The organism is Planococcus sp. TJ-201, assembly GCF_058268495.1.
Window position 1 is genome coordinate 1 of the sequence record NZ_JBZDOG010000003.1, and the last position, 23,051, is coordinate 23,051.

20 protein-coding genes and 1 rRNA gene are annotated in these 23,051 nt (G+C 43.4%); 14 read left to right on the forward strand and 7 right to left on the reverse strand.

Annotated features, from left to right (window positions below; translation table 11 throughout):
- The 7 genes from AC4EG4_RS08400 to dnaA form a co-directional block, all read right to left on the reverse strand.
- A 16S ribosomal RNA gene (locus AC4EG4_RS08400) occupies positions 1–467 on the reverse strand; the annotation flags it as partial.
- Between the two features lie 854 nt (positions 468–1,321).
- Positions 1,322–3,904 carry a DNA gyrase subunit A gene (gene gyrA / locus AC4EG4_RS08405; RefSeq protein ID WP_490976755.1) on the reverse strand — a complete coding sequence of 861 codons (2,583 nt, stop codon included), beginning with the start codon at positions 3,902–3,904 and terminating at the stop codon, positions 1,322–1,324.
- Between the two features lie 30 nt (positions 3,905–3,934).
- Positions 3,935–5,863, reverse strand: a complete 1,929-nt coding sequence (gyrB, locus tag AC4EG4_RS08410; protein WP_490976756.1) for a DNA topoisomerase (ATP-hydrolyzing) subunit B — start codon at positions 5,861–5,863, stop codon at positions 3,935–3,937.
- A gap of 183 nt (positions 5,864–6,046) precedes the next feature.
- Complete coding sequence (gene recF / locus AC4EG4_RS08415) at positions 6,047–7,159, reverse strand: DNA replication/repair protein RecF (protein ID WP_490976757.1); 1,113 nt, start codon at positions 7,157–7,159, stop codon at positions 6,047–6,049.
- Positions 7,149–7,388, reverse strand: coding sequence for a S4 domain-containing protein YaaA (gene yaaA / locus AC4EG4_RS08420; RefSeq protein WP_490976758.1), 240 nt, complete (start codon positions 7,386–7,388; stop codon positions 7,149–7,151). Before yaaA ends, recF begins: the two co-directional genes overlap by 11 nt.
- Positions 7,389–7,494: 106 nt before the next feature.
- The gene (gene dnaN / locus AC4EG4_RS08425) at positions 7,495–8,631 is read right to left on the reverse strand and encodes a DNA polymerase III subunit beta (protein WP_490987518.1); all 1,137 of its coding nucleotides are present in this window, start codon (positions 8,629–8,631) and stop codon (positions 7,495–7,497) included.
- A gap of 173 nt (positions 8,632–8,804) precedes the next feature.
- Positions 8,805–10,148 carry a chromosomal replication initiator protein DnaA gene (gene dnaA / locus AC4EG4_RS08430; protein WP_142830332.1) on the reverse strand — a complete coding sequence of 448 codons (1,344 nt, stop codon included), beginning with the start codon at positions 10,146–10,148 and terminating at the stop codon, positions 8,805–8,807.
- Between the two features lie 491 nt (positions 10,149–10,639).
- Between dnaA and rpmH the strand changes: the two genes are divergently transcribed.
- From rpmH to ychF, 14 genes are all read left to right on the forward strand, one after another.
- On the forward strand, positions 10,640–10,777 hold the full coding sequence (rpmH, locus tag AC4EG4_RS08435) for a 50S ribosomal protein L34 (RefSeq protein ID WP_006830546.1): 138 nt from the start codon (positions 10,640–10,642) through the stop codon (positions 10,775–10,777).
- A gap of 80 nt (positions 10,778–10,857) precedes the next feature.
- Positions 10,858–11,199 (forward strand): ribonuclease P protein component, encoded by a 342-nt coding sequence (rnpA, locus tag AC4EG4_RS08440; RefSeq protein WP_490976760.1) that lies wholly within the window; start codon positions 10,858–10,860, stop codon positions 11,197–11,199.
- Between the two features lie 60 nt (positions 11,200–11,259).
- Complete coding sequence (yidC, locus tag AC4EG4_RS08445) at positions 11,260–12,045, forward strand: membrane protein insertase YidC (RefSeq protein WP_490976761.1); 786 nt, start codon at positions 11,260–11,262, stop codon at positions 12,043–12,045.
- Positions 12,042–12,791, forward strand: coding sequence for an RNA-binding cell elongation regulator Jag/EloR (jag, locus tag AC4EG4_RS08450; protein ID WP_490976762.1), 750 nt, complete (start codon positions 12,042–12,044; stop codon positions 12,789–12,791). The genes yidC and jag overlap by 4 nt, the downstream gene beginning before the upstream one ends.
- A gap of 267 nt (positions 12,792–13,058) precedes the next feature.
- A complete protein-coding gene (gene mnmE, locus AC4EG4_RS08455) occupies positions 13,059–14,444 on the forward strand; it encodes a tRNA uridine-5-carboxymethylaminomethyl(34) synthesis GTPase MnmE (RefSeq protein ID WP_490987519.1) in 1,386 nt (461 codons plus the stop codon).
- Between the two features lie 22 nt (positions 14,445–14,466).
- Positions 14,467–16,356 (forward strand): tRNA uridine-5-carboxymethylaminomethyl(34) synthesis enzyme MnmG, encoded by a 1,890-nt coding sequence (mnmG, locus tag AC4EG4_RS08460; protein ID WP_490987520.1) that lies wholly within the window; start codon positions 14,467–14,469, stop codon positions 16,354–16,356.
- 96 nt (positions 16,357–16,452) lie between these two features.
- Positions 16,453–17,166, forward strand: a complete 714-nt coding sequence (rsmG, locus tag AC4EG4_RS08465) for a 16S rRNA (guanine(527)-N(7))-methyltransferase RsmG (RefSeq protein WP_490987521.1) — start codon at positions 16,453–16,455, stop codon at positions 17,164–17,166.
- 88 nt (positions 17,167–17,254) lie between these two features.
- Positions 17,255–18,121, forward strand: a complete 867-nt coding sequence (noc, locus tag AC4EG4_RS08470; protein ID WP_490987522.1) for a nucleoid occlusion protein — start codon at positions 17,255–17,257, stop codon at positions 18,119–18,121.
- Between the two features lie 156 nt (positions 18,122–18,277).
- Positions 18,278–19,039 carry a ParA family protein gene (locus AC4EG4_RS08475; protein WP_142830346.1) on the forward strand — a complete coding sequence of 254 codons (762 nt, stop codon included), beginning with the start codon at positions 18,278–18,280 and terminating at the stop codon, positions 19,037–19,039.
- Positions 19,032–19,865, forward strand: coding sequence for a ParB/RepB/Spo0J family partition protein (locus tag AC4EG4_RS08480; RefSeq protein ID WP_490987523.1), 834 nt, complete (start codon positions 19,032–19,034; stop codon positions 19,863–19,865). The genes AC4EG4_RS08475 and AC4EG4_RS08480 overlap by 8 nt, the downstream gene beginning before the upstream one ends.
- Positions 19,866–20,007: 142 nt before the next feature.
- On the forward strand, positions 20,008–20,721 hold the full coding sequence (locus AC4EG4_RS08485) for a DUF554 domain-containing protein (protein WP_490976768.1): 714 nt from the start codon (positions 20,008–20,010) through the stop codon (positions 20,719–20,721).
- Between the two features lie 10 nt (positions 20,722–20,731).
- On the forward strand, positions 20,732–21,622 hold the full coding sequence (locus AC4EG4_RS08490) for a mechanosensitive ion channel family protein (RefSeq protein WP_490976769.1): 891 nt from the start codon (positions 20,732–20,734) through the stop codon (positions 21,620–21,622).
- 17 nt (positions 21,623–21,639) lie between these two features.
- Entirely contained in the window at positions 21,640–21,840 is a 201-nt protein-coding gene (locus AC4EG4_RS08495; RefSeq protein ID WP_490976770.1) for a DUF951 domain-containing protein, read from the forward strand.
- 88 nt (positions 21,841–21,928) lie between these two features.
- Positions 21,929–23,029 carry a redox-regulated ATPase YchF gene (ychF, locus tag AC4EG4_RS08500; protein ID WP_490977898.1) on the forward strand — a complete coding sequence of 367 codons (1,101 nt, stop codon included), beginning with the start codon at positions 21,929–21,931 and terminating at the stop codon, positions 23,027–23,029.
- The last annotated feature ends 22 nt before the right edge of the window (positions 23,030–23,051 follow it).

The following is a 23,051-nucleotide window of genomic DNA, read 5'->3' on the forward strand; positions in this document are numbered from 1 at the left end:
TGGTACGTGTTCTTCCCTCACAACAGAGTTTTACGATCCGAAAACCTTCGTCACTCACGCGGCGTTGCTCCGTCAGACTTGCGTCCATTGCGGAAGATTCCCTACTGCTGCCTCCCGTAGGAGTCTGGGCCGTGTCTCAGTCCCAGTGTGGCCGATCACCCTCTCAGGTCGGCTACGCATCGTCGCCTTGGTAGGCCATTACCCCACCAACTAGCTAATGCGCCGCGGGCCCATCCTGCAGTGACAGCCGAAACCGTCTTTCCGTGCCGCCTCAGGAGAGGCGGCAAACTATTCGGTATTAGCACCGGTTTCCCGGAGTTATCCCGATCTGCAGGGCAGGTTGCCCACGTGTTACTCACCCGTCCGCCGCTAAACCAATGGAGCAAGCTCCAATGGTTCCGCTCGACTTGCATGTATTAGGCACGCCGCCAGCGTTCGTCCTGAGCCAGGATCAAACTCTCCATTATAGAGTAGTATTGATTGCTCAAATACTTGCTGGCGTTTCGCGGTCCGAAGACGCGCGATTCGCTCGTGATCTGCATACGCTGATCAGTAAGTTTTGCGCGGGCCGTTTTGCGCGGCCGTTGCTGTTTGTTGACGTTTTGCTGTTCAGTTTTCAAGGTTCAATTTGTTTGCCGCGCTCATTGGCGACTTGATTAATATACCATGCTGACATATGAGAGTCAACAGTTTATGCAAAAAACTTTGGTTTTATCGAAAACTTCTTTTGAAGTGAAGATCTCACTATTTTTATTAGAGTAGAATCACAGTGAAATTTAAGATCTAGAACCTTCTCAAAAAACATGGATTGTAAATAAAAAGCAAGATGGGCTTTAGCCGGTAGTGAAAGATATCAAAAACTGAATTAATAACTCACACCTCTATTCAGGATACTAATAAAGTTCTAGTAGCATCAGTTTCACTAACAGCAGAACAGTTAGCCCATTAATTTAAGTTAAGACAGTAAAATTTCTGCACCGTCTAACACCCTCTGGCACGTGCTATTGTTCCAGACACTATAAAATAGCTTTTAATTCTCACACACCATCTGCGCTTCTATATTTACTAAGACAATCCTAGAGATCTATTCGTTCCAGAATAAAATAATACTTTTCGTTAGTAAAAAATTTTGCTGCCAAGGATTGCCATATCCAACTGCTATGGAAATTTTTATCTGGAGGCTGCATAAAGAGAGAATTGAGGCAGCTCTTTAAAGGTGCTTGTCTATCAGACGCTTCATTGATAGGAACCAGACAACTCACTGTATAATTTTTAGCATAAAAAACCCGCTGAATAGCATCAGCGGGCGGCAAAGTTATTTTTATTCTTCGTCTTCTTCTGGAGTTTCTTCTATATCATCAATCTTTTCATCAGCAACAACATCTTCTGCTTCATAGACATCTGCTTCTGCACTTTCTTCGATCAATGTTTTTTCGACATCCTCTTCAATCTCTTCCAGATCTTCAGGGATCTCAATATCTTTTTTGACTTTAGCCACAGTCGCGACAATCTCATCGTCACCGAGACGAATTAACCGAACACCTTGTGTGCTTCTGCCTGTTGTCGAAATATCGTTGACGTCCATGCGGATCAATATTCCGTTAACGGTGATCAGCATGATGTCCTCTGTTCCATTAACAGTCCTAACAGCTACAAGCGGTCCGTTTTTATCCGTGATCTGACACGTTTTGATTCCCATGCCGCCTCTGGATTGGACACGGTACTCAGCTTCTTTGGTCTGTTTGCCGTATCCTTTTTCGGTGATAACCAGTACGTTGTCGTTCGGATCCAAAATCTCCATGCCGACTACTGCATCCCCTTCACGAAGACGGATGCCTCGAACGCCACTGGCTGTTCGGCCCATGCTGCGAATGTCGGTTTCAGGGAATCGGATCAAGGCGCCATTTTTTGTACCAATAACCATTTCCTTGTTGCCGTCTGTTAACTTAACTGAAATCAGCTCGTCTTCTTCGCGAAGGCTGATGGCAATCAAACCATTTTGGCGAATATTGGCGTAATTCGTCACAGGGGTCCGTTTGCTAATGCCTTCACGTGTCGTAAAGAAGAAGAACGCATCTTCTTTAAATTCGTTGACGCGTATTACGGCTGTAACTTTCTCTTCTTTGCTGATTTCCAATAAGTTAACCAGCGGCAAGCCTTTGGCAGTACGGCCGTACTCAGGAATCTGATAGCCTTTTTTGCGGTACACTTTTCCTTTGTTCGTAAAGAACAAAATGGTGTCGTGTGTCGACGTATACAGCAAATGTTCCACGAAGTCATCTTCGTTGGTGCCCATTCCCTGCACTCCGCGCCCGCCGCGTTTTTGGCTGCGGTACGTGTTTGCCGGCAAACGTTTGATATACCCGTTGTGCGTCAGCGTTAATACTGAAGCTTCCACTGGAATCAAATCTTCGTCTTCGAACATTTCCGCTCCGCCAGTCGTAATTTCGGTTCTGCGTTTATCGCTGAAGCGCTCTTTGATTTCAAGCATCTCTTCCTGGATGATTTCAAGAATGCGGTGTTCATTCGCTAGAATGTCACGAAGTTCTTCAATCAATTTTACGAGGCCTAAATACTCTTCCTCGATTTTATCGCGTTCCAATCCAGTTAAACGCTGCAAACGCATGTCTAAAATCGCTTGCGATTGGCGTTCAGTTAAATTGAAATCGGTCATCAATCCATTGCGTGCCTGCTCGGCCGTTTGTGAACCACGGATCAAGGCAATGATTGCATCGATGTGATCCAATGCAATCCGAAGACCTTCCAGAATGTGGGCGCGGTCTTCTGCTTTGGTCAATTCAAATTGGGTACGGCGGCGAATGACCACTTTTTGGTGCTCCAGGTAATGGAAAAGAATTTCTTTCAAGCCCAGAACTTTCGGATGGCCGTCTACCAGCGCCAGCATATTGATGCCGAAGCTCGTTTGCATCGCGGTTTGCTTGTATAAATTATTCAATAAGACACTTGCGCTGGCATCTCTGCGAACTTCGATGACGATGCGCATGCCGTTGCGGTCAGATTCATCCCGCAGATCGGTGATGCCGTCAATTCGCTTATCGCGAACCAATTCAGCAATCTTCTCGATCAAGCGGGCTTTGTTTACCTGGTAAGGAATTTCGTTGACGATGATGACTTCCTTGCCATTGGCTTTTGTTTCGATGTCGACAACTGACCGCACGAGGACGGAACCTTTACCCGTTTCATAAGCACGGCGAATGCCGCTGCGGCCAAGAATGATGCCGCCTGTCGGGAAATCAGGGCCTGGAATAAATTCCATCAATTCTTCAGTCGTGATGGCTGGGTTATCAGCCAATGCCAACACTGCATCAATGGTTTCACCCAAATGATGCGGTGGAATATTGGTCGCCATCCCAACTGCTATACCGGAAGTTCCGTTTACTAGCAAGTTCGGGAAACGGCTCGGCAAAACAATCGGCTCTTTTTCCTGGCCATCATAGTTATCTCTATAGTCAATTGTGTTTTTATTTAAGTCGCGCAGCAATTCCATGGAAATCTTCGACATTTTCGACTCCGTGTAACGCATCGCTGCAGCTGAATCTCCATCAACAGACCCGAAATTTCCGTGTCCGTCCACCAGCATATAGCGGTAACTGAAATCTTGTGCCATGCGGACCATGGTTTCATAAACAGCTGTGTCACCGTGAGGATGGTATTTACCAATAACGTCTCCCACAATACGCGCTGATTTTTTATAAGCTTTGTCTGAGGTAATCCCCAAATCGTACATTGCATAAAGAATGCGGCGGTGAACCGGTTTTAACCCGTCACGCACATCCGGCAAGGCACGGGATACGATTACGCTCATTGCATAATCCAAAAAAGAAGTTCGCATTTCCGTACTTATGTTTATTTCTTCAACACCACTGCTAGGCCGTTCAGCCATACCCGCAGCCTCCTCTCAACTCTACATCACTTAAACGTCCAGGTTTTTAACGTATTTCGCATTTTCTTCGATAAAGTTACGGCGTGGTTCAACGTCGTCTCCCATTAAGATGTGGAAGGTTTCGTCCGCTACCATTGCATCGTTTAACGTGACTTGCAGCAAAGTCCGGACATCCGGATCCATTGTCGTGTCCCATAGCTGTGTTGCGTTCATTTCTCCCAACCCTTTATACCGCTGAATATTCGGCTTTGGTGTTGGAGACAATTTTTCAAGTGCATCTTTTAATTGCTGATCTGTATACACGTAATCCACGTGCTTGCCTTGTTTGATCTGGAACAATGGCGGCTGGGCAATATAAATATAGCCAGCTTCAAGCAACGGGCGCATGTAACGGAACAAGAACGTCAGCAGCAAGGTACGGATGTGAGCTCCATCGACATCCGCATCAGTCATGATAACGACTTTATGGTAGCGTGCTTTTGCCAAATTGAATTCTTCACCGATTCCTGTGCCCAGCGCCGTAATGATGTTGCGAATTTCAGCATTGGTGAGAATACGGTCAAGGCGGGCTTTTTCTACGTTCAGGATTTTTCCTCGAAGCGGCAAAATGGCCTGGAAATGACGGTCACGGCCAGATTTGGCTGAGCCTCCCGCTGAGTCACCCTCAACGATGTAAATTTCACTGATTTTAGGATCGCGTGATGAACAGTCGGCCAGTTTACCTGGAAGACTTGAAACTTCCAGTACCGATTTGCGGCGTGTAAATTCACGGGCTTTTTTAGCAGCCATCCGTGCGTGTGAAGCCATAATTCCTTTTTCAATGATTTTTCGCGAAACGGATGGATTCTCCAATAAGAATCGTTCAAATCCGCCAGAGAATAAATTATTGACGATGGTGCTGACTTCCGTATTGCCTAATTTTGTTTTTGTCTGACCTTCAAATTGTGGATCCGGATGCTTAATCGAAATAATTGCAGTTAATCCTTCGCGCACATCGTCGCCCGTCAAATTGAGGTCCTGCTCTTTCAACATGCCATTTTTGCGGCCATAGTCATTGACTACACGCGTCAAAGCGGTTTTAAAGCCGGATTCATGCGTTCCGCCCTCGTGGGTATTGATATTATTGGCAAAAGAAAAAATATTGGCTGCATAGCCGGCATTGTATTGCATCGCAACTTCCACGGTAATGCCTTCCCTTTCAGCTTCGACGAAAATGGCTTCTTCGTGCAGCGGATCTTTTGTTTTGTTTAAATGCTCCACGTAGGACTTGATGCCGCCTTCAAAATGATAGACTTTTTCTTTTTCTTCCCCTTCGCGCTCATCTTTTACGACGATTTTTAAGCCACGGTTCAAATAAGCAAGTTCGCGCAGGCGATGATCTAAAATATCAAATTCATAAACTGTGGTTTCTTTGAAAATTTCCGCATCCGCTTTGAAACGGATCGTTGTGCCTGTATGATCGGAGTCTCCGATGACATGCAAGTCTTCGGTGACTGCACCGCGTTCAAATTTAATATAATGTCTTTTTTCATCACGGTTAACGTAAACTTCCGTTGTCTCAGACAAGGCATTTACTACTGAAGCACCTACACCGTGAAGGCCACCGGATACTTTATAGCCGCCGCCGCCAAACTTACCGCCGGCGTGCAGTACAGTCATGATAACTTCAACTGCCGGGCGTCCCATTTTTTCCTGCATGCCCACGGGAATTCCACGGCCGTTATCTTCCACGCGGATCCAGTTGTCAGGTTCAATCGCAACTTTGATTTCGGTACAGTGACCGGCCAAAGCTTCATCTATGCTATTGTCGACAATTTCCCATACTAAATGGTGAAGCCCTCTCGAACCCGTCGAACCAATATACATTCCGGGTCTTTTTCGAACAGCTTCCAATCCTTCTAATACTTGTATTTGACTCGCTTCATAGGACTCTTGTAAACCTTTTTCTTCCATAGCCATTCCACTCACCTGCTCTTTCTTACGCATTTCTAATCACTCGTGTCCGATAAAATTTTATAAGTGCAATCTTTACTTACAATCGGCCGCACAAAAGCAGCCGGCATCTTATTTTTGTATGGGATGACGGCAAACGTTCTAACTATTCGAAAGACATACTGCGCTAATCAACAGATTAACGCACAGTCACACCTTGACTGTGCCGTTGGTAACTTCAAAAAGACGGGCACTTTGGATTGTTTCGTGCTGGATGCCTTCGACACTTGTCGTTGTGACAAAGGTTTGGACAGACCCTTTAATCGTATTCAGTAAATGAGATTGTCTGTAATCATCTAATTCAGAAAGCACATCATCAAGCAACAGTACTGGCGCTTCTCCGACTTCCTGCTTGATTAACTCGATTTCAGCTAATTTTAAGGATAAAGCCGTGGTCCGCTGCTGTCCTTGCGAACCATAAGTCTGGACATCGTACCCATTAACAAAAAATTGGAGTTCGTCCCGGTGAGGACCTACGAGCGTCACTCCTCGTTCGATTTCCCGTTTCCGGACTTCTGCCAGTTTTTGCTCTAAAAAAGACGCCATTTCTGCAGGCGTCCATTCGGGCTTTAAACCACTGATCGGTTGATAGCGGATTTGAAGTTGTTCCAGCCCTCGGGAAATGCCGTGATGGATCGGTTCGGCCCATTTCTGCAAAAGTTCCATAAACTGATACCGTTTGCGGATGATTTTGACAGCCGATTCGATAAATTGTTCTGTATAGACATCAAACATGACATCATTGATGGTTTGTTTCCCATAATGTTGCTTCAATATATGGTTTCTTTGTTTAAGCAGTTTTTGATAAGTAACCAAATCATGCAAATACACCGGAGAAATCTGGCCAATTTCCATATCAATAAAACGTCTCCGTACTTGCGGGCTTCCTTTGACCAAGTGCAAATCTTCAGGTGCAAACATGACAACGTTTAATTGGCCAACATAATCGCTCAGCCTGCGCTGTTCGAGATGATTGACTTTTGCTTTTTTCCCTTTTTTTGACAAGGTAATTTCAAGGGGAAGTTTGCCGTATTTACGGAAAACATCAGCTTTAATTTTACCATATTCGGCCTCCCAACGGACCAATTCTTTGTCATTGGATGTACGGTGGGATTTAGCCATGGATAAAACATACAAGGATTCCATGATATTGGTTTTACCTTGTGCATTTTCTCCTATAAAGACGTTGATCTCTGGAGAAAATTCCAGCTCTAACGATTCATAGTTTCGATAATTGACAAGCTCGAGACGGTCAATCCGCATCGAAGCTCATGCCTTCAGCGGTCACAATACGAAAATCTCCAAACTCTGGAATATTCACCAGATCATTTGGACGTAGCTTGCGCCCTCTGCGGTTTTCAGCTTCACCATTTACAAAAACTTCGTGTTCGCCTAAAAACCATTTGGCCATTCCGCCTGAACTTATTGTATCCGTCATTTTTAACAATTGCCCAAGTGTTATATATTCAGTCTCAATCCCGATTTCTCTCAAAATGCACTCATCCTTCGATTCATAGTCTATCCCTCTATTTTACCCTATTTTAGCTAAAAAGTAAAAAGGATAGCCTAGATGGCTATCCTGGGGGTCTGTTTTAAATTTAATATGTTCGGACGGGAAGAATCAGCTGCAAAATCGAGTCGTCCAACGCTGATTTCAAAATGAACGGACGCATCGCTCCAGTAAACTGAATGACCACATCTTGTCCATCGATTGCTTTTAATGCATCCATCATAAATTTAGCGCTAAAAGAGATTTTCAGTTCTTCTCCTTCAATGCTGTGAGCCTGCAGCTGCTCTTCTACTTTCCCTACTTCAGGTGAGTTAGAAGAAACTTCTACTTCGTTTCCAGCGCTTGCTGAAAAACGAACAACGTTATTGCGTTCTTCCCTTGCGAGCAATGACGCCCGGTCAATTGCCTGCAGGAGCGAACGGCCGTTTACAGTTACGGTAGTTTTATATTCTGCCGGGATTAAACGAGTTGTATCCGGATAGTTCCCTTCTAATAGACGGGAAAAGAAAAGAATGTGCTTAGATTTGAATAAAACTTGCTGATTGGTCATAACGATTTCAACAGCTTCAGAAGTGTCATCCAAAATTTTATTCAACTCAGTCAAACTTTTCCCAGGAATTACAACGCTGTATTCCCCTTCTGGCAAAGTTTCCAATTTCGTTTTACGGCGAGCCAGTCGGTGACTGTCAGTTGCTACACAAACAAGTTCTCCATCTTTTACTTCCCAATGGACGCCTGTTAAGACAGGACGCGTTTCAGAACTTGATACCGCAAAGACTGTTTCACGGTTAATGGTTTTTAGCAGATCTGCCGGAATCGTAAACAGGCGGTCATCTTGAATATCCGGTAATTGTGGATAATCCATTGAATCCAAGCCAATTAGGTGGAATTCGGATTTTCCTGAACGGATATGCGTTTGGAAATTCCCTGTAATTTCGATTTCTACTTCATTTGTCGGCAGCTTACGAATGATTTCGCCGAATACCTTAGCTTGAAGAACAATGCTTCCTCCATCTGTTACTTGGATGATTTGTTCTCCATCTTCTTCTGCTGGGATAAATGTTTGGATCGTGATATCAGAATCACTGCCCGTCAATCTCATTCCATCTGAAGAAACATCCATTTTAATTCCCGTTAAGATCGGAATTGTGGTTTTTGAACTTACTGCTTTCATTACATCGTTTAATCCTTCAACTAATCGCTCACGTTTTATCTCGAATTTCATTCTCGAACCTCGCTTATATATATATTTTATTTAAGGGCTTTTAAAGTAATAGTAGTAGTAGGGGCTGTGAATATGTGGATAAGCCACTTAGAGCCAATAAAAGCAGCTTATCCACATGTAGACAGCCTGTGCATAAACTGCTTGCTAATTTATTGGGTTATCCACAACTCTTTTTACTTGCCAAGCGCACTTTTGATGTCCTTGACGTCTTGCTGAAGCTGCTGATTGTCTTTCAGCATTTTAGAAATTTTGTCATGTGCGTGAATAACCGTTGTGTGATCGCGTCCGCCAAATTCCTCGCCAATTTTAGGCAAAGAGAAATCCGTCATTTCACGGGACAGGTACATAGCGACCTGGCGTGGGTAGGCAATATCTTTTGTGCGGCGTTTTGTTTTAAAATCTTCTAATTTGACGTTAAACTGCTCACCGACTGCGTTTTGGATGTCCAAAATGGTAATAACTTTCGGTTTTGAGTTCGGCATAATATCTTTTAAAGCTTCTGCAGCTAGTTCAGCACTCATGTCGCGGTTGATCAAAGAGGAATAAGCCACAACGCGGATTAAGGCCCCTTCAAGTTCGCGAATATTCGAGTCGATGGAATTGGCGATGTACGTCATGACGTCGTTTGGAATATCCAATCCATCTGCTTTTGCTTTTTTGCGCAAAATTGCAATTCGTGTTTCCAAGTCAGGCGGTGTAATGTCCGTGATCAAGCCCCATTCAAAGCGGGAGCGAAGTCGGTCTTCCAGTGTCGGGATCTCTTTTGGAGGCCGATCACTGGAAATAATGATCTGTTTGGATTCTTCGTGCAAGGTGTTGAATGTATGGAAAAATTCTTCCTGTGTCTGCTCTTTGCCCGCTAAAAACTGAATATCGTCAATAAGAAGAATGTCGACACCCCTGTATTTGTCGCGGAATTCGCCTGTTTTGTTGTCACGAATGGAATTGATGAATTCGTTTGTAAACTTTTCCGAAGACAAGTAAACCACTTTGGCATTCGGATTGTGTTCCAGGACATAATGTCCAATTGCGTGCATTAAATGCGTCTTGCCAAGTCCAACTCCCCCATAGATAAACAGCGGGTTATAAGCTTTTGCCGGTGCTTCGGCCACGGCCAAAGATGCGGCATGGGCAAAGCGGTTGCCTGAACCAATTACAAACGTATCGAAAGTATATTTCGGATTCAGCATGCCAGGCAAAAACTCTTGCTGCTGGTCTTGTCCCGGTTTAACTCGAGGTGCAGGGAGTTGAAAATCATCCATATCCTGATCTTTGGGCACAACAAATTTGATCATCATATCATCACCGGTGGAATCCGATAAAATTCCAGTAATCAAGTGTACGTAGTGGTTTTCCAACCAATCACGTGCAAACGAATTCGGTGCTGAAATAGTGACTGTATCATCCTGGTAGGATAAAAGTTTTGTCGATTTTAACCACGTTTCAAAACTTGGTTTGGAGATTTTAGTTTCAACTTGGGCTAAGACACTCGACCAAAGTTCGTCTAAGTGTTCCAATAGCTCTTCTCCTTTATATATAACTATATTTTAAAGTATATCATACACAAAATCACAGCTTGTGGATAACATTTGCAAACAAGGTGGTGAATAACTATCCACACCTTACCCACAATTTGTGGATAACTTATTTAGGGTGAAAACTATTAACAAGTGAAAACAAGTTAATGTTACCAAAAAAGATGAGACAATACAAGAAGTTCTTTAAGTTATCCACACATCTTTTTTTGCTCACACCAGAACTATCCACAAGGGGTTTGTATGTTAAAAAACTGTAGATAAGGCATGTGGATAAATATTTTTGAGAAAAAAATAGTGCACAGGCCATCAAGAGAGAAAGGAATGATCTGTGTATAACTTAAAAGGGAAGGAGGAGGGAGATTCAGAAGGCTTTTACAATAAGACGTTGACATTTATACCCGTACGCCTTTATAATAGTCGAGACTGTCTTTAGTAAAAATAGTTAACTCTTATTATAGGAGGTGTCACATATGACATTGCGCACATACCAACCAAATACACGCAAACACAGCAAAGTACACGGCTTCAGAGCACGTATGAGCACAAAAAACGGACGCAGAGTAATAGCTGCACGCCGTCGTAAAGGAAGAAAAGTATTATCAGCTTAAGTCCACTGACCGCATCAGTGGTCTTTTTTTCTTTTCTGCACGTTTTTGTCGGAAAAGCATTAAAATAAGCAGGTGAAAGAATGAACAAGCACCAACGGATCAAGAAGAACAAAGAATTTCAGCAAATATTTAAAAGAGGAAAATCTTTTGCGAATCGGCAGTTCATTGTTTACGTATTAAAAGATGAACAAACCGAATTTCGCTTAGGATTGTCCGTCAGCAAAAAAGTAGGGAACGCAGTCGCCCGCAACCGCATTAAACGCTATATCCGGCAAACTTTCTTGGAATTGAAAGATGACTTATTGCCGAATGCAGACTACATTATTATCGCCCGACCACAGGCGGCCACATTGGATTTTCACGAAAGCAAGAAAAGTCTTGAACATGTATTGAAGATCGCACGCGCATTGCCCAGGAAGTAGAAGACAACACAGAATAGATGTTATTATAGAAGTAATTGAAATTAGTTTGGGGGAAGAAGGGTGAATAAGAAATTAGTTTTGCTTATTTCACTGATTGCAGTAACGTTGCTGCTTTCTGGCTGTACCGAGTTTGATCAGCCGATCAGTGACCAGAGTGAAGGGTTTTGGAATGAATTTATCGTTTGGCCATTGGTATCAGCCATTGTATTCTTCAAAGATTTGCTGGGAACTTACGGCTTCGGAATTATCGCAGTTACAGTCATCATCCGGTTGGTAATGCTGCCATTGATGATCAAACAAACGAAAAGTTCAAAACGTATGCAGGAAGTACAGCCTGAGCTTGTGAAGTTGAAAGAAAAGTACAAGTCAAAAGATGCCGTTACGCAGCAGAAGTACCAAAAAGAAATGATGGCGCTGTTCCAAGAAAAAGGCGTGAATCCAATGGCGGGTTGTTTGCCTGTATTGATTCAAATGCCGGTTCTGATCGGTTTCTATCATGCAATCAGCCGCATGAACAGCACACCTGAAATCGATTTGGGCTCATTTCTGATTTTCCCACTGGCAGAACCAAGCATTATTTTAGCTATTATTGCTGGATTGATGCAGTTTATCGTTTTGCGCACGGGTCCAACAATGGACAATCCGCAAATGAAAATCATGATGTATTTCATGCCGGTAATGATTATCGGATTTGGTATTGTCTTGCCATCCGCACTAACACTTTATTGGGTTATCGGGAATATCATTTCGCTTATCCAAAACTTGTTCATCTACCGTCCATGGGAGAAAAAAGAAGTACCTCAGCAGCAACCTGTTAAAACGAAAGCAGGAGGGGTTAAAAAGTGAAACAGATTACGCAAACGGGTCCAACTGTTGAAAACGCGATATCTGAAGCATTAGAAAAACTCCAAGTTACACGTGAAGAAGTAAGCATAGAAGTTATTCAGGAAGAAAAAAAGGGGTTCTTCGGTTTCGGCGCCAAAAAAGCAGAAGTTGAAGTTACTGTTATTGAAAAAAACCCGCTTCCTGAAAAAGAAAAATCGAATGCTGCAGCAGAAAAAGCGGTTGAAATCGACGAAATACTTGAGGTTTCGCCTGCAAAAGAGGAACAAGCGGAAGAAATTCCTGCAATCTCGAATGAACAGGCGATTCAAGAAACAAAAAACTACATCCAATCGATTGCTAAAGGGATGAAAATCGATGATTTATCGATTACTCATGAGCATCGAGGCAAAAAAGTTAGTTTTTATTTGGAAAGTGACAAAGTCGCCATGCTGATCGGCAAACGAGGACAAACTTTGAACTCTCTTCAGCAGCTGGCACAGCTTGTTGCCAACAAATACTCCAACCAATTCATGATGGTTCAACTGGACGCTGAGAATTACCGTGAACGCCGCCAGGAGACGCTGGAGCAATTGGCGGATCGAATGGCCGACAAAGCCATTCGGACCGGTGGACGGGTTCAGTTTGAACCGATGCCATCATACGAGCGAAAAGTCATTCACCAAGCATTATCAAGACGTTTAGACATTGATACGCATTCGGAAGGGAAAGACCCCAACCGTTATCTCGTCATTGAACCACATAAATAAGATGAAGTCCGCCGACATGGCGGGCTTTTTTTATGCCGAATTAATGAAATTTATCAAAACAAAGCACTGTGTCTTTTGATTTCGAGTACTTTATGCTATTGTAGTATGTTAGAAAGCCATGTGCATTTACTGGTTGTCCACATGTGGACAACTTTTTTAGAGTGTAAATTAAAGTTATGAACATATATTTTGGCATTCGGGTTGTTGCGCTGCTTTGTTTTTTATCCACAGCTGGCGCTGCTGCTTTTCTCAAAAGGGGGAACCATCATGGAATTCGATACAATTGCTGCCATATCAACACCGAGCGGAGAGGGAGCAATCGCGATTGTTCGTCTGAGCGGTCCGGAAGCTGTTGCTATTGCAGATAAGCTGTTTCGGGCTGCCAGTAAGAAAGCATTGGCTGCTCAACCTACCCATACCATCCATTACGGTCATCTTGAAGATCCGGCAACAGCGGAAGTAGTGGAAGAAGTTATGGTGTCGCTGATGAAAGCGCCCAAAACGTTCACACGTGAAGATGTTATTGAAATCAACTGCCACGGCGGAATTGTATCGGTCAATCGAGTGCTCGAGCTAGCATTGCGTGCAGGAGCCAGGCTTGCGGAGCCAGGCGAGTTCACAAAACGGGCATTTTTGAATGGCCGCATTGATTTGTCCCAGGCAGAAGCCGTTATGGACCTGATTCGTGCGAAGACGGACCGTGCCATGGATGTTGCACTCAACCAGATGGAAGGGAAACTGTCGAAACTGATTGGGACGCTGCGTCAGGCCCTGTTGGAATCGATTGCCCAAATGGAAGTGAATATTGATTACCCGGAATATGACGATGTAGAAGAAATGACGCGTCCAATTATGCTGGAAAAATCAAAATGGGTCCGTTCGGAAATTGATAAATTGCTGAAGACATCCTCGCAAGGGAAAATTTTGCGAGAAGGACTTTCAACCGTCATTTTGGGGCGTCCCAATGTTGGGAAATCTTCTCTATTAAACAGTTTGGTTCAGGAAAATAAAGCCATTGTCACAGAAATAGCGGGAACAACCCGTGATATAATAGAAGAATACGTAAATGTCCGCGGTGTGCCGCTGCGCTTGGTCGATACGGCAGGAATTCGGGAAACCGAAGACATTGTCGAACGGATTGGCGTTGAACGGTCACGTAAAGTGTTGAAAGAAGCCGATTTGATTCTTTACGTATTAAATTATGCAGAATCATTGACTCCTGAAGACGAGCTGCTGTTTGAAACGGTAAAAGATATGGACTATATTGTCGTTATCAATAAAACCGATTTGCCGCAAAAAATCGATCTGGAACAGGTGCAGAAACTGGCCGGTGATAAATTACTGGTGACAACTTCCCTAATCGAAGAAGAAGGCATCGATCAGCTTGAAGAAGCCATCGCTGACTTGTTTTTCCAAGGGGAAATCGAAGCAGGGGACATGACCTATGTGTCCAATGTGCGCCACATTGCATTGCTGCATCAGGCTCACCAAACCATCTCAGATGCCATAAATGCGGCTGAAATGGAAGTTCCTGTAGATATGATTCAAATTGATGTCACTCGAACATGGGAAATTCTTGGGGAAATTATTGGAGACACCGCAGATGACGGCCTCCTGAACCAGTTATTCTCTCAGTTCTGTCTAGGGAAATAAAACTCGAAGGGAATGAACGAACATGCCACAATACGAAGCAGGCACGTTCGATGTCATCGTAGTAGGAGCTGGACATGCAGGAGCAGAAGCTGCTCTTGCCTCAGCACGAATGGGCGCTAAAACGCTTGTTTTGACGATGAATCTGGATATGATCGCATTTATGCCATGCAACCCATCCATTGGTGGGCCCGCAAAAGGCATTGTTGTACGTGAAATTGACGCACTTGGCGGAGCCATGGGACGCGTTATCGATAAAACACACATTCAAATGAGAATGTTGAATACAGCAAAAGGACCGGCTGTCCGCGCGCTGCGTGCACAAGCCGACAAAGTGCTTTACCAGCAGGAAATGAAACGCCTGATGGAAGAAGAACCAAATTTAACGTTGCACCAGGGCATCGCTGAAGAATTAGTTGTCGAAGATGGCAAAATCCAAGGATTGATCACGCAAGCAGGGGGCATTTACCGTGCTAATTCCGTCGTTATTACGACCGGAACATTCCTGCGCGGCGAAATCATCATCGGGGATCTGCGTTATTCAAGCGGACCGAACAATCAGCAGCCTTCCATTAAATTGGCAGAAAATCTGGAGAAGCTCGGCTTTGAAACGGTTCGTTTTAAAACGGGAACGCCTCCACGTGTCAACAGCAACAGCATTGACTACAGCAAAACCGAAATTCAGCCTGGCGATGATGTGCCGCGTGCCTTCAGCTACGAAACCACTGAATACATCACCGATCAGCTGCCATGCTGGTTGACTTATACAAACGAACAGACGCATCAAGTCATTGACGACAATCTTCACCTGTCGCCAATGTATTCGGGAATGATTAAAGGAACTGGACCGCGCTATTGTCCTTCGATTGAAGATAAAGTCGTCCGTTTCAACGATAAACCGCGCCATCAGATTTTCTTGGAGCCTGAAGGCCGTAATACGCGTGAGGTTTACGTACAAGGCCTTTCAACCAGTTTGCCTGAACATGTTCAGCGGAAGCTCTTAGAATCGATTCCGGGGCTTGAGAAGGCTGAAATGATGCGTGCTGGCTACGCCATCGAATATGATTCCATCGTACCAACGCAATTATGGCCGACATTGGAGTCAAAACGGATTGAAAATCTTTATACAGCAGGGCAGATCAACGGAACTTCCGGCTACGAAGAAGCAGCTGGCCAAGGACTGATGGCTGGGATCAATGCAGCAGCTAAAGTGCTCGGCAAAGAAGAAGTTATTTTGAGCCGTTCGGATGCTTATATCGGTGTTTTGATCGATGATTTAGTGACAAAAGGAACCAATGAACCTTATCGTTTGCTGACTTCCCGTGCAGAATACCGGTTATTGCTGCGCCACGATAACGCAGACATACGGTTGACTGAACTGGCTTATGCAATCGGCATGGTCAAAGAAGAACGCTACGTGAAGTTCCTGGCGAAAAAAGAGCGCATTGAAGAAGAAATCAAACGCTTGAGAGGCATTATAATCAAGCCTAATGAAATCACCCAGCAAGTGATCCGGGACGCTGGAGGCAGTGAATTGAAAGATGGCATTCGCGGAGCGGATTTGTTGAAACGCCCAGAAATGACATACGACATGATTTCACAGCTGACTGCCTCAACCGTAGAGCTTGAAGATGAAGTCAAAGAACAAGTCGAAATTCATATTAAATACGAAGGCTATATCGAAAAATCATTGCAGCAAGTTGATAAACTCAAGAAGATGGAAAACAAGAAAATTCCGGAAAATATTGATTATCATGCAATTTCGGGAATTGCGACCGAAGCACGCGGCAAGCTGACAGAGGTTCGTCCGCTGTCGATTGCACAGGCTTCCCGCATCTCCGGCGTAAATCCGGCTGACATATCCATCTTATTGGTGTATATTGAACAAGGAAAGATTGCGAAAATCTCAGTTTGATCTTAAAGGCATAAGCTAGACAACAAAATGGGCTGGCGCATACCAGTCCATTTTCTTTTACATAGAACGCCCGTGAAAAAGAGGGAGGAAGCCAGCTTGAATGAACAACAGTTTAAAGAGGCCCTCAGTGAAAAGGGGATCCTTTTGACCGAGCAGCAGCTAGAGCAATTTCGAATTTACTACAAGGAATTGGTTGAATGGAACGAAAAAATGAACCTGACAGCAATAACAGAGCAACCAGCCGTTTACTTAAAACACTTTTATGATTCGATCAGTGCCGCATTCTATTTGGATTTCACAAAGTCGATGAAACTTTGCGATGTCGGAGCGGGAGCCGGATTCCCCAGCATTCCACTAAAAATTTGTTTTCCTCATATTGAAGTGACGATTGTCGATTCATTGAACAAGCGCATTCAGTTTCTGGAGCATTTGAGCAGTAAGCTTGAACTTAATAAGATGCAATTCGTCCATTCAAGAGCAGAAGATTTTGGACAGTCACTGCACCGTGAAAGCTATGATTTGGTAACAGCGCGTGCTGTAGCTCGATTGTCAGTTTTGGCTGAATTATGTGTCCCACTTGTTAAAAAGGGTGGAGTATTTGCGGCCATGAAAGCTGCATCTGCTGCAGACGAATTGGGCGACGCGGAAAAAGCATTGCAGAAACTTGGGGTGGAATTGGAAGCTGTACATTCATTCCTTTTGCCGATAGAAGAAAGTGAACGCTATATCCAAGTTTTCAAGAAGTTCAAAGAAACGCCAAGAAAATACCCACGAAAAGCGGGCATTCCTAATAAATCTCCCATTTCTTAATGTTTCACGTGAAACAATTTACTCTTTAAGGAATATCGGTGATCTAGATTCAGCAGTAAAGTGAGCAAGTAAAAGGTGGTGCTTGAGGATGAAAAGTCCTTTTTCCCGTTTCTTCGGAGGCGGCGATAAAGCAAATGAGACAGCGAAGAAAGAAGCGACAGAACCTAAGTCTTCAGAAGAAGTATTAAAATTGCCACTCGATAAAATACACGCCAATAAGTTTCAGCCAAGAACCGTATTTGATCAAGAGAAGATTGAAGAACTGGCACGAACGATTCATGTTCACGGCGTCATCCAGCCGATTGTCGTTCGGAAATCTGATACTGAAGGGGAATACGAAATCATTGCTGGAGAACGGCGTTTCCGTGCCATGAAGTCCTTGGATTGGAAGGAAGTCCCGGCAATCCTTCGCAATCTCAGTGATAAAGAAACTGCTTCCATTGCCTTAATAGAAAACCTGCAACGGGAAGAGTTGACATCAATTGAAGAAGCTCATGCCTATCAAAATCTGCTGGAGATTCAGGAAATTACGCAGGAGGCACTGGCGCAGCGCCTTGGCAAAGGACAGTCAACGGTAGCCAATAAGCTACGGCTTTTGAAATTGCCTGAAGAAATTCAAACGGCTTTGCTCAATCGGTTATTGACGGAGCGGCATGCAAGAGCGCTGTTGCAAGTCAAGGATGCCGAAGCACAGAAAAAGCTATTCGATGAAACAATCGAAGAAAGCTTGAATGTAAAACAGCTGGAAGCAAAAGTGACGAAGCTGCTTTCGGACGATCCCCAAAAGCCAAAGTCTCGCAGAAAAGCAGTTAGTCGAGACGTACGAATTGCAATGAACACCATTAAACAGTCTTTGGATATGGTTTCCCAAAGTGGCATCGATTTGACCACAGAGGAAGAAGAACATGAAGAATATTATCAAATCACAGTGAAAATTCCAAAAAAGAAATTATAAAGTGCTCTTTCCAGTATGGAAAGAGCTTTTTTAATGGCTTTGTCATCGTATTGTTGAAAAATTTTGATACAATAAAGAAATGGGAGCCTAACAGAATGGCTAAAATACTGGTTCCGCAGTAAAATGAAGAGAAGATTAAAGAAAGTTGGTGCAAGTGTGGGTAGAACTATTGCGATCGCCAATCAAAAGGGCGGCGTAGGAAAAACAACGTCTTCAGTGAACTTAAGTGCCTGCCTTGCTTATTTAGGCAAAAAAGTTCTATTAATAGATATAGATCCTCAAGGAAATGCCACTAGCGGAGTAGGGGTAAACAAAGGGGATGTCAATCAGTGCATTTACGAAGTGTTAATTGACGATGTCGATGTAAAAAGCACAATTATGGAAACAAAAGTAGAAAATTTGCATGTGGTTCCTGCCACAATTTCTCTTGCGGGTGCTGAAATTGAGTTGGTGTCGACCATTTCAAGAGAAGCACGCCTGAAAAATGCCTTGGAAGAAGTCAAAGATATGTACGATTACATAATCATTGATTGCCCGCCTTCATTAGGATTGCTGACATTAAATTCCTTAACAGCGTCTGATGCCATTATTATTCCTGTGCAATGCGAGTACTATGCGTTAGAAGGACTAAGCCAATTATTAAGTACTATTCGCTTAGTGCAAAAGCATTTAAATCATGATTTAATGATTGATGGTGTCCTATTAACAATGCTGGATGCGCGGACAAACTTGGGAATTCAAGTAATCGAAGAAGTAAAAAAATATTTCCAGGACAAAGTCTACAAAACAATCATTCCAAGAAACGTAAGATTGAGTGAAGCACCGAGCCACGGAGAGCCAATTATTATTTATGATCCAAAATCCAGAGGCGCAGAAGTGTATTTAGAATTGGCGAAGGAAGTGATTCATAATGGCTAAAGGATTGGGAAAAGGCATTAATGCATTGTTTCCAGGTGAGACAATCAATGAAGCAGACAAAGTGAACCAAATCAGTGTCGGTGAAATCCGGACGAATCCTTACCAACCAAGAAAAATTTTCGATCAGGCTGCATTAGAAGAATTGGCGGAATCCATTAAAGAACATGGAATTTTACAGCCGATTGTTGTGAGAAAAGCTGGTGATAAATTTGAGCTGGTTGTAGGAGAACGCCGATTCCGCGCAGCCAAATTGATTAAATTAAAAGAAGTTCCAGCCATTATTAAAGAGTTGACCGATCAACAAATGATGGAACTTGCTATATTAGAAAACCTTCAACGGGAAGATTTAACGCCGATTGAAGAAGCAGAAGCCTACCAGAAATTGATGGAAGCTTTAAACTTAACCCAAGAACAGCTTGCTTTCCGCTTAGGCAAGAGTCGTCCTCATATTGCCAACCATGTCCGTCTTTTGGCTTTGCCTCAAAATGTCCGCAAACTTATCTCTGATAAAGAGTTGTCAATGGGACATGGACGTACGTTATTGGGGTTAAGAAGCAAAAAACTGATTCCTGAAACAGCAGAAAAGGTAGTCAAAGAAAACTTGAATGTTCGTCAACTTGAGAATTTAGTTCAACGTTTAAATGAAGATGTTCCACGTGAAACAATTGAAAAAAAGAAAGATATTTTTATAGAAGAAAAACAATCTGAACTTAGAGATCGCTTCGGTACAAATGTGCAAATTAAGAAAAACAAGAACAAAGGCAAAATTGAAATCGAGTTTTTCTCGGAAGATGATTTGGAACGTATTTTAGAATTGTTAAGCTAAAGAGTGCCTATTTCCCAAAAGGGGAATAGGTTCTGTTTTTGAAAAAGAGTATGTGCAATAACTAAAGTGCAGGGACTTATTCTTTTAAAAAGAGGGAGAAGAGAATAAGTTGATAAAAAGAACCTTGTAAGGGGGAGAAGCAGTGGTTCTGTTTGGGACGTTGATCAATGCGCTTTTAATTGTTGTGGGAACCATTTTAGGAAGGGCTCTACGTAATATTCCTGAAAAAATGAAAGAAACGGTCATGTACGTTATTGGGCTGGCCGTAGTTGTCCTTGGACTGCAAATGGGATTTGAGAGCCAAAATTTCGTTATTGTCATCATTAGCTTAGTGCTGGGGGCCGTTCTTGGGGAATGGTCAAACATAGATGGTAAACTAAATGCATTTGGCCATTGGATTGAACGCATGCTGGGAGCAAAGGAAAGCAAAGGCAGCATCGCCCAAGGTTTTGTTACCGCAACATTGATTTTTGTCATAGGTGCGATGGGAATCATTGGAGCAATGGAAAGCGGCTTGAGCAATGAACATGGAGTCTTGATTTCGAAAGGGATTATTGATGGTTTTACGTCCATCGTTCTGGCCTCTACGCTCGGCTTTGGCGTTTTGCTCGCCGCTATTCCGGTATTTGTGTACCAAGGTTTGATTGCTTTGTTTGCAACTCAAATTAGTTTGGCCATCCCTGCGGATGCACTTGACATGTTCATCATGGAAATGAGTGCAACGGGTGGAGTTATGATCGCAGCCATTGGTTTGAATATGATGGGGGTCACAAAAATTAGAGTAGCAAACTTGTTGCCGGGAATATTGGTAGTTGGAATCGTGGTTACGGTTATTTATAAATTTAATTTGATGTGAAGGTGAAAGAGTGAATGTTGAAAAAATAACAGAGCAAGTAATGGGTGTTCTTTCAGATGAAGCAATGTGGATAGGCTTAGTCGTTATTTTTCTAAAAGTGATTTTGATAACGGTAGCAGCGGTGATTTTAGTGAAAGTGCTGCGTGTATTGATCCGCAAGACTTTTTCGGTCCGAATTAAAGGCCCGATGCTGTATAACGAACGGCGGCAGCAAACCTTATCGAAACTATTATCGAATGTCGTGGCCTATGTAGTTTATTTCATAGCAGGTGTTTCGATTCTGTCGACGTTTACCATTGATATTACCGGTTTGATTGCCGGTGCAGGGGTGTTGGGTCTGGCAATCGGTTTTGGTGCTCAAAACTTGGTGCGGGATGTTATCACCGGTTTCTTTATTATTTTTGAAGATCAGTTTTCGGTAGGGGATTATGTTCGCATCGGCGCGGCTGAAGGAACTGTGGAAGAGATTGGATTGCGGACGACAAAAGTAAAAGCGTGGACCGGTGAATTGTTTATTTTTCCGAATGGCACGATTACGGATGTTGTAAACTTTTCCATCCATAATTCCATTGCAGTGGTCGACGTCAATATTTCGTATGAATCGGATATTACACGCGTTGAGAGTTTAATTATGGAGTTTTTGGACAGCTTGCAAGACCGCTATGAACAAATCATTAAACCGGCGGAACTATTGGGTGTCCAAAACTTAACGACAACTGAAATTGTCATGCGTATCACCGCAGAAACTTTGCCAATGCAGCATTTTGCTGTGGCCCGAGGGATGCGCCGTGATTTGAAGGATTTCCTGGATCAGCGCGGTGTTGAAATTCCTTACCCGCGTATGGTAATGATGCAGCGTTCTCCGGAAGAAGCTGCAACCGCAAAAGATGTGAAAGTTTAAAAGAGGGAGGCAAACTCATGGAGATGAAAGAGTTTGGACTGAACGATGTAGTTGAAATGAAAAAAGGCCACCCGTGTGGAGCCAATGCCTGGAAAATTATCCGTATGGGAGCTGACGTCCGCATTAAATGTGAGGGCTGCCAGCACAGCGTTATGCTGCCTCGTGTGGAATTCAACAAAAAGATGAAAAAAGTTTTGGTTAAAGCCGAAGCGGAATGAAAAATGGACAATTTCAAGTTTCGTTCTTATAATGAAATGGTTGTGTAAAAAATAATTCGTTTGATATAGAGGAAAGGTTGTGAATCCTATGGCATTAACTGCAGGGATTGTAGGATTACCAAACGTGGGGAAATCCACATTATTTAATGCAATTACGAAAGCGGGAGCCGAGGCGGCAAACTACCCGTTCTGTACAATAGATCCAAACGTCGGGATTGTCGAAGTTCCAGATGAGCGTCTGAACAAATTGACAGAATTAGTGGATCCGAAAAAAACTGTACCAACAGCTTTCGAGTTTACTGATATTGCAGGAATTGTTGAGGGCGCCAGCAAAGGCGAAGGTCTGGGCAACAAGTTCTTGTCTCACATTCGCGAAGTTGATGCAATTTGCCAAGTGGTTCGCTGCTTTGCAGACGACAATATCACGCATGTAACTGGTAAAGTAGACCCGATTTCCGATATTGAAGTCATTAACCTGGAATTGGTGTTGGCGGATATGGAAAGCATCGAAAAGCGTATTGTGCGTGCTGCAAAATTGATCAAACAAAGAGACAAAGATGCAGTTGCAGAAGAACCTGTCTTGATGAAACTACGTGAAGCTTTTGAAAACGGCGATTTGGCGCGTTCGATCGAATTCACAGAAGATGAGCTGCAGATTGCCAAAGGATTCAACTTATTGACACTCAAACCAATGCTTTATGTAGCAAACGTTTCAGAAGATGAGATCGCAGATGCCGATAACAACGAATACGTTCAAAAGGTTCGCGAATTCGCAGCCAAAGACAATGCCGATGTTATCGTAATTTGCGCGAAAATCGAAGAAGAAATGGCTGAACTGGAAGACGAGGAAAAAGAAATGTTCCTTGAAGAGCTGGGCATTAAAGAATCTGGGTTGGATCAATTGGTTAAAGCTTCATACAGCCTTCTTGGATTAGCCACTTACTTTACGGCCGGCGTTCAAGAAGTACGTGCATGGACATTCAAAAAAGGCATGAAAGCACCACAATGTGCCGGCGTTATCCACTCTGACTTCGAACGCGGATTTATCCGTGCCGAAACGGTTGCTTACGAAGAACTGGTTGAAGCCGGATCAATGGCATCAGCGAAAGAAGCCGGAAAAGTGCGTCAAGAAGGCAAAGAATACATCGTCAAAGACGGCGACGTTATGTTATTTAGATTTAATGTCTAAAAGCGAGGATGGCCGTCAAGGT

Excerpts from the sequence above, each read along its gene's own strand:
- gyrA (WP_490976755.1), bottom strand. The coding sequence starts at position 3,904 with ATGGCTGAACGGCCTAGCAGTGGTGTTGAAGAAATAAACATAAGTACG.
- gyrB (WP_490976756.1), bottom strand. The coding sequence starts at position 5,863 with ATGGCTATGGAAGAAAAAGGTTTACAAGAGTCCTATGAAGCGAGTCAA.
- recF (WP_490976757.1), bottom strand. The coding sequence starts at position 7,159 with ATGCGGATTGACCGTCTCGAGCTTGTCAATTATCGAAACTATGAATCG.
- dnaN (WP_490987518.1), bottom strand. The coding sequence starts at position 8,631 with ATGAAATTCGAGATAAAACGTGAGCGATTAGTTGAAGGATTAAACGAT.
- rpmH (WP_006830546.1), top strand. The coding sequence starts at position 10,640 with ATGACATTGCGCACATACCAACCAAATACACGCAAACACAGCAAAGTA.
- rnpA (WP_490976760.1), top strand. The coding sequence starts at position 10,858 with ATGAACAAGCACCAACGGATCAAGAAGAACAAAGAATTTCAGCAAATA.
- mnmE (WP_490987519.1), top strand. The coding sequence starts at position 13,059 with ATGGAATTCGATACAATTGCTGCCATATCAACACCGAGCGGAGAGGGA.
- mnmG (WP_490987520.1), top strand. The coding sequence starts at position 14,467 with ATGCCACAATACGAAGCAGGCACGTTCGATGTCATCGTAGTAGGAGCT.
- noc (WP_490987522.1), top strand. The coding sequence starts at position 17,255 with ATGAAAAGTCCTTTTTCCCGTTTCTTCGGAGGCGGCGATAAAGCAAAT.
- AC4EG4_RS08480 (WP_490987523.1), top strand. The coding sequence starts at position 19,032 with ATGGCTAAAGGATTGGGAAAAGGCATTAATGCATTGTTTCCAGGTGAG.
- AC4EG4_RS08495 (WP_490976770.1), top strand. The coding sequence starts at position 21,640 with ATGGAGATGAAAGAGTTTGGACTGAACGATGTAGTTGAAATGAAAAAA.
- ychF (WP_490977898.1), top strand. The coding sequence starts at position 21,929 with ATGGCATTAACTGCAGGGATTGTAGGATTACCAAACGTGGGGAAATCC.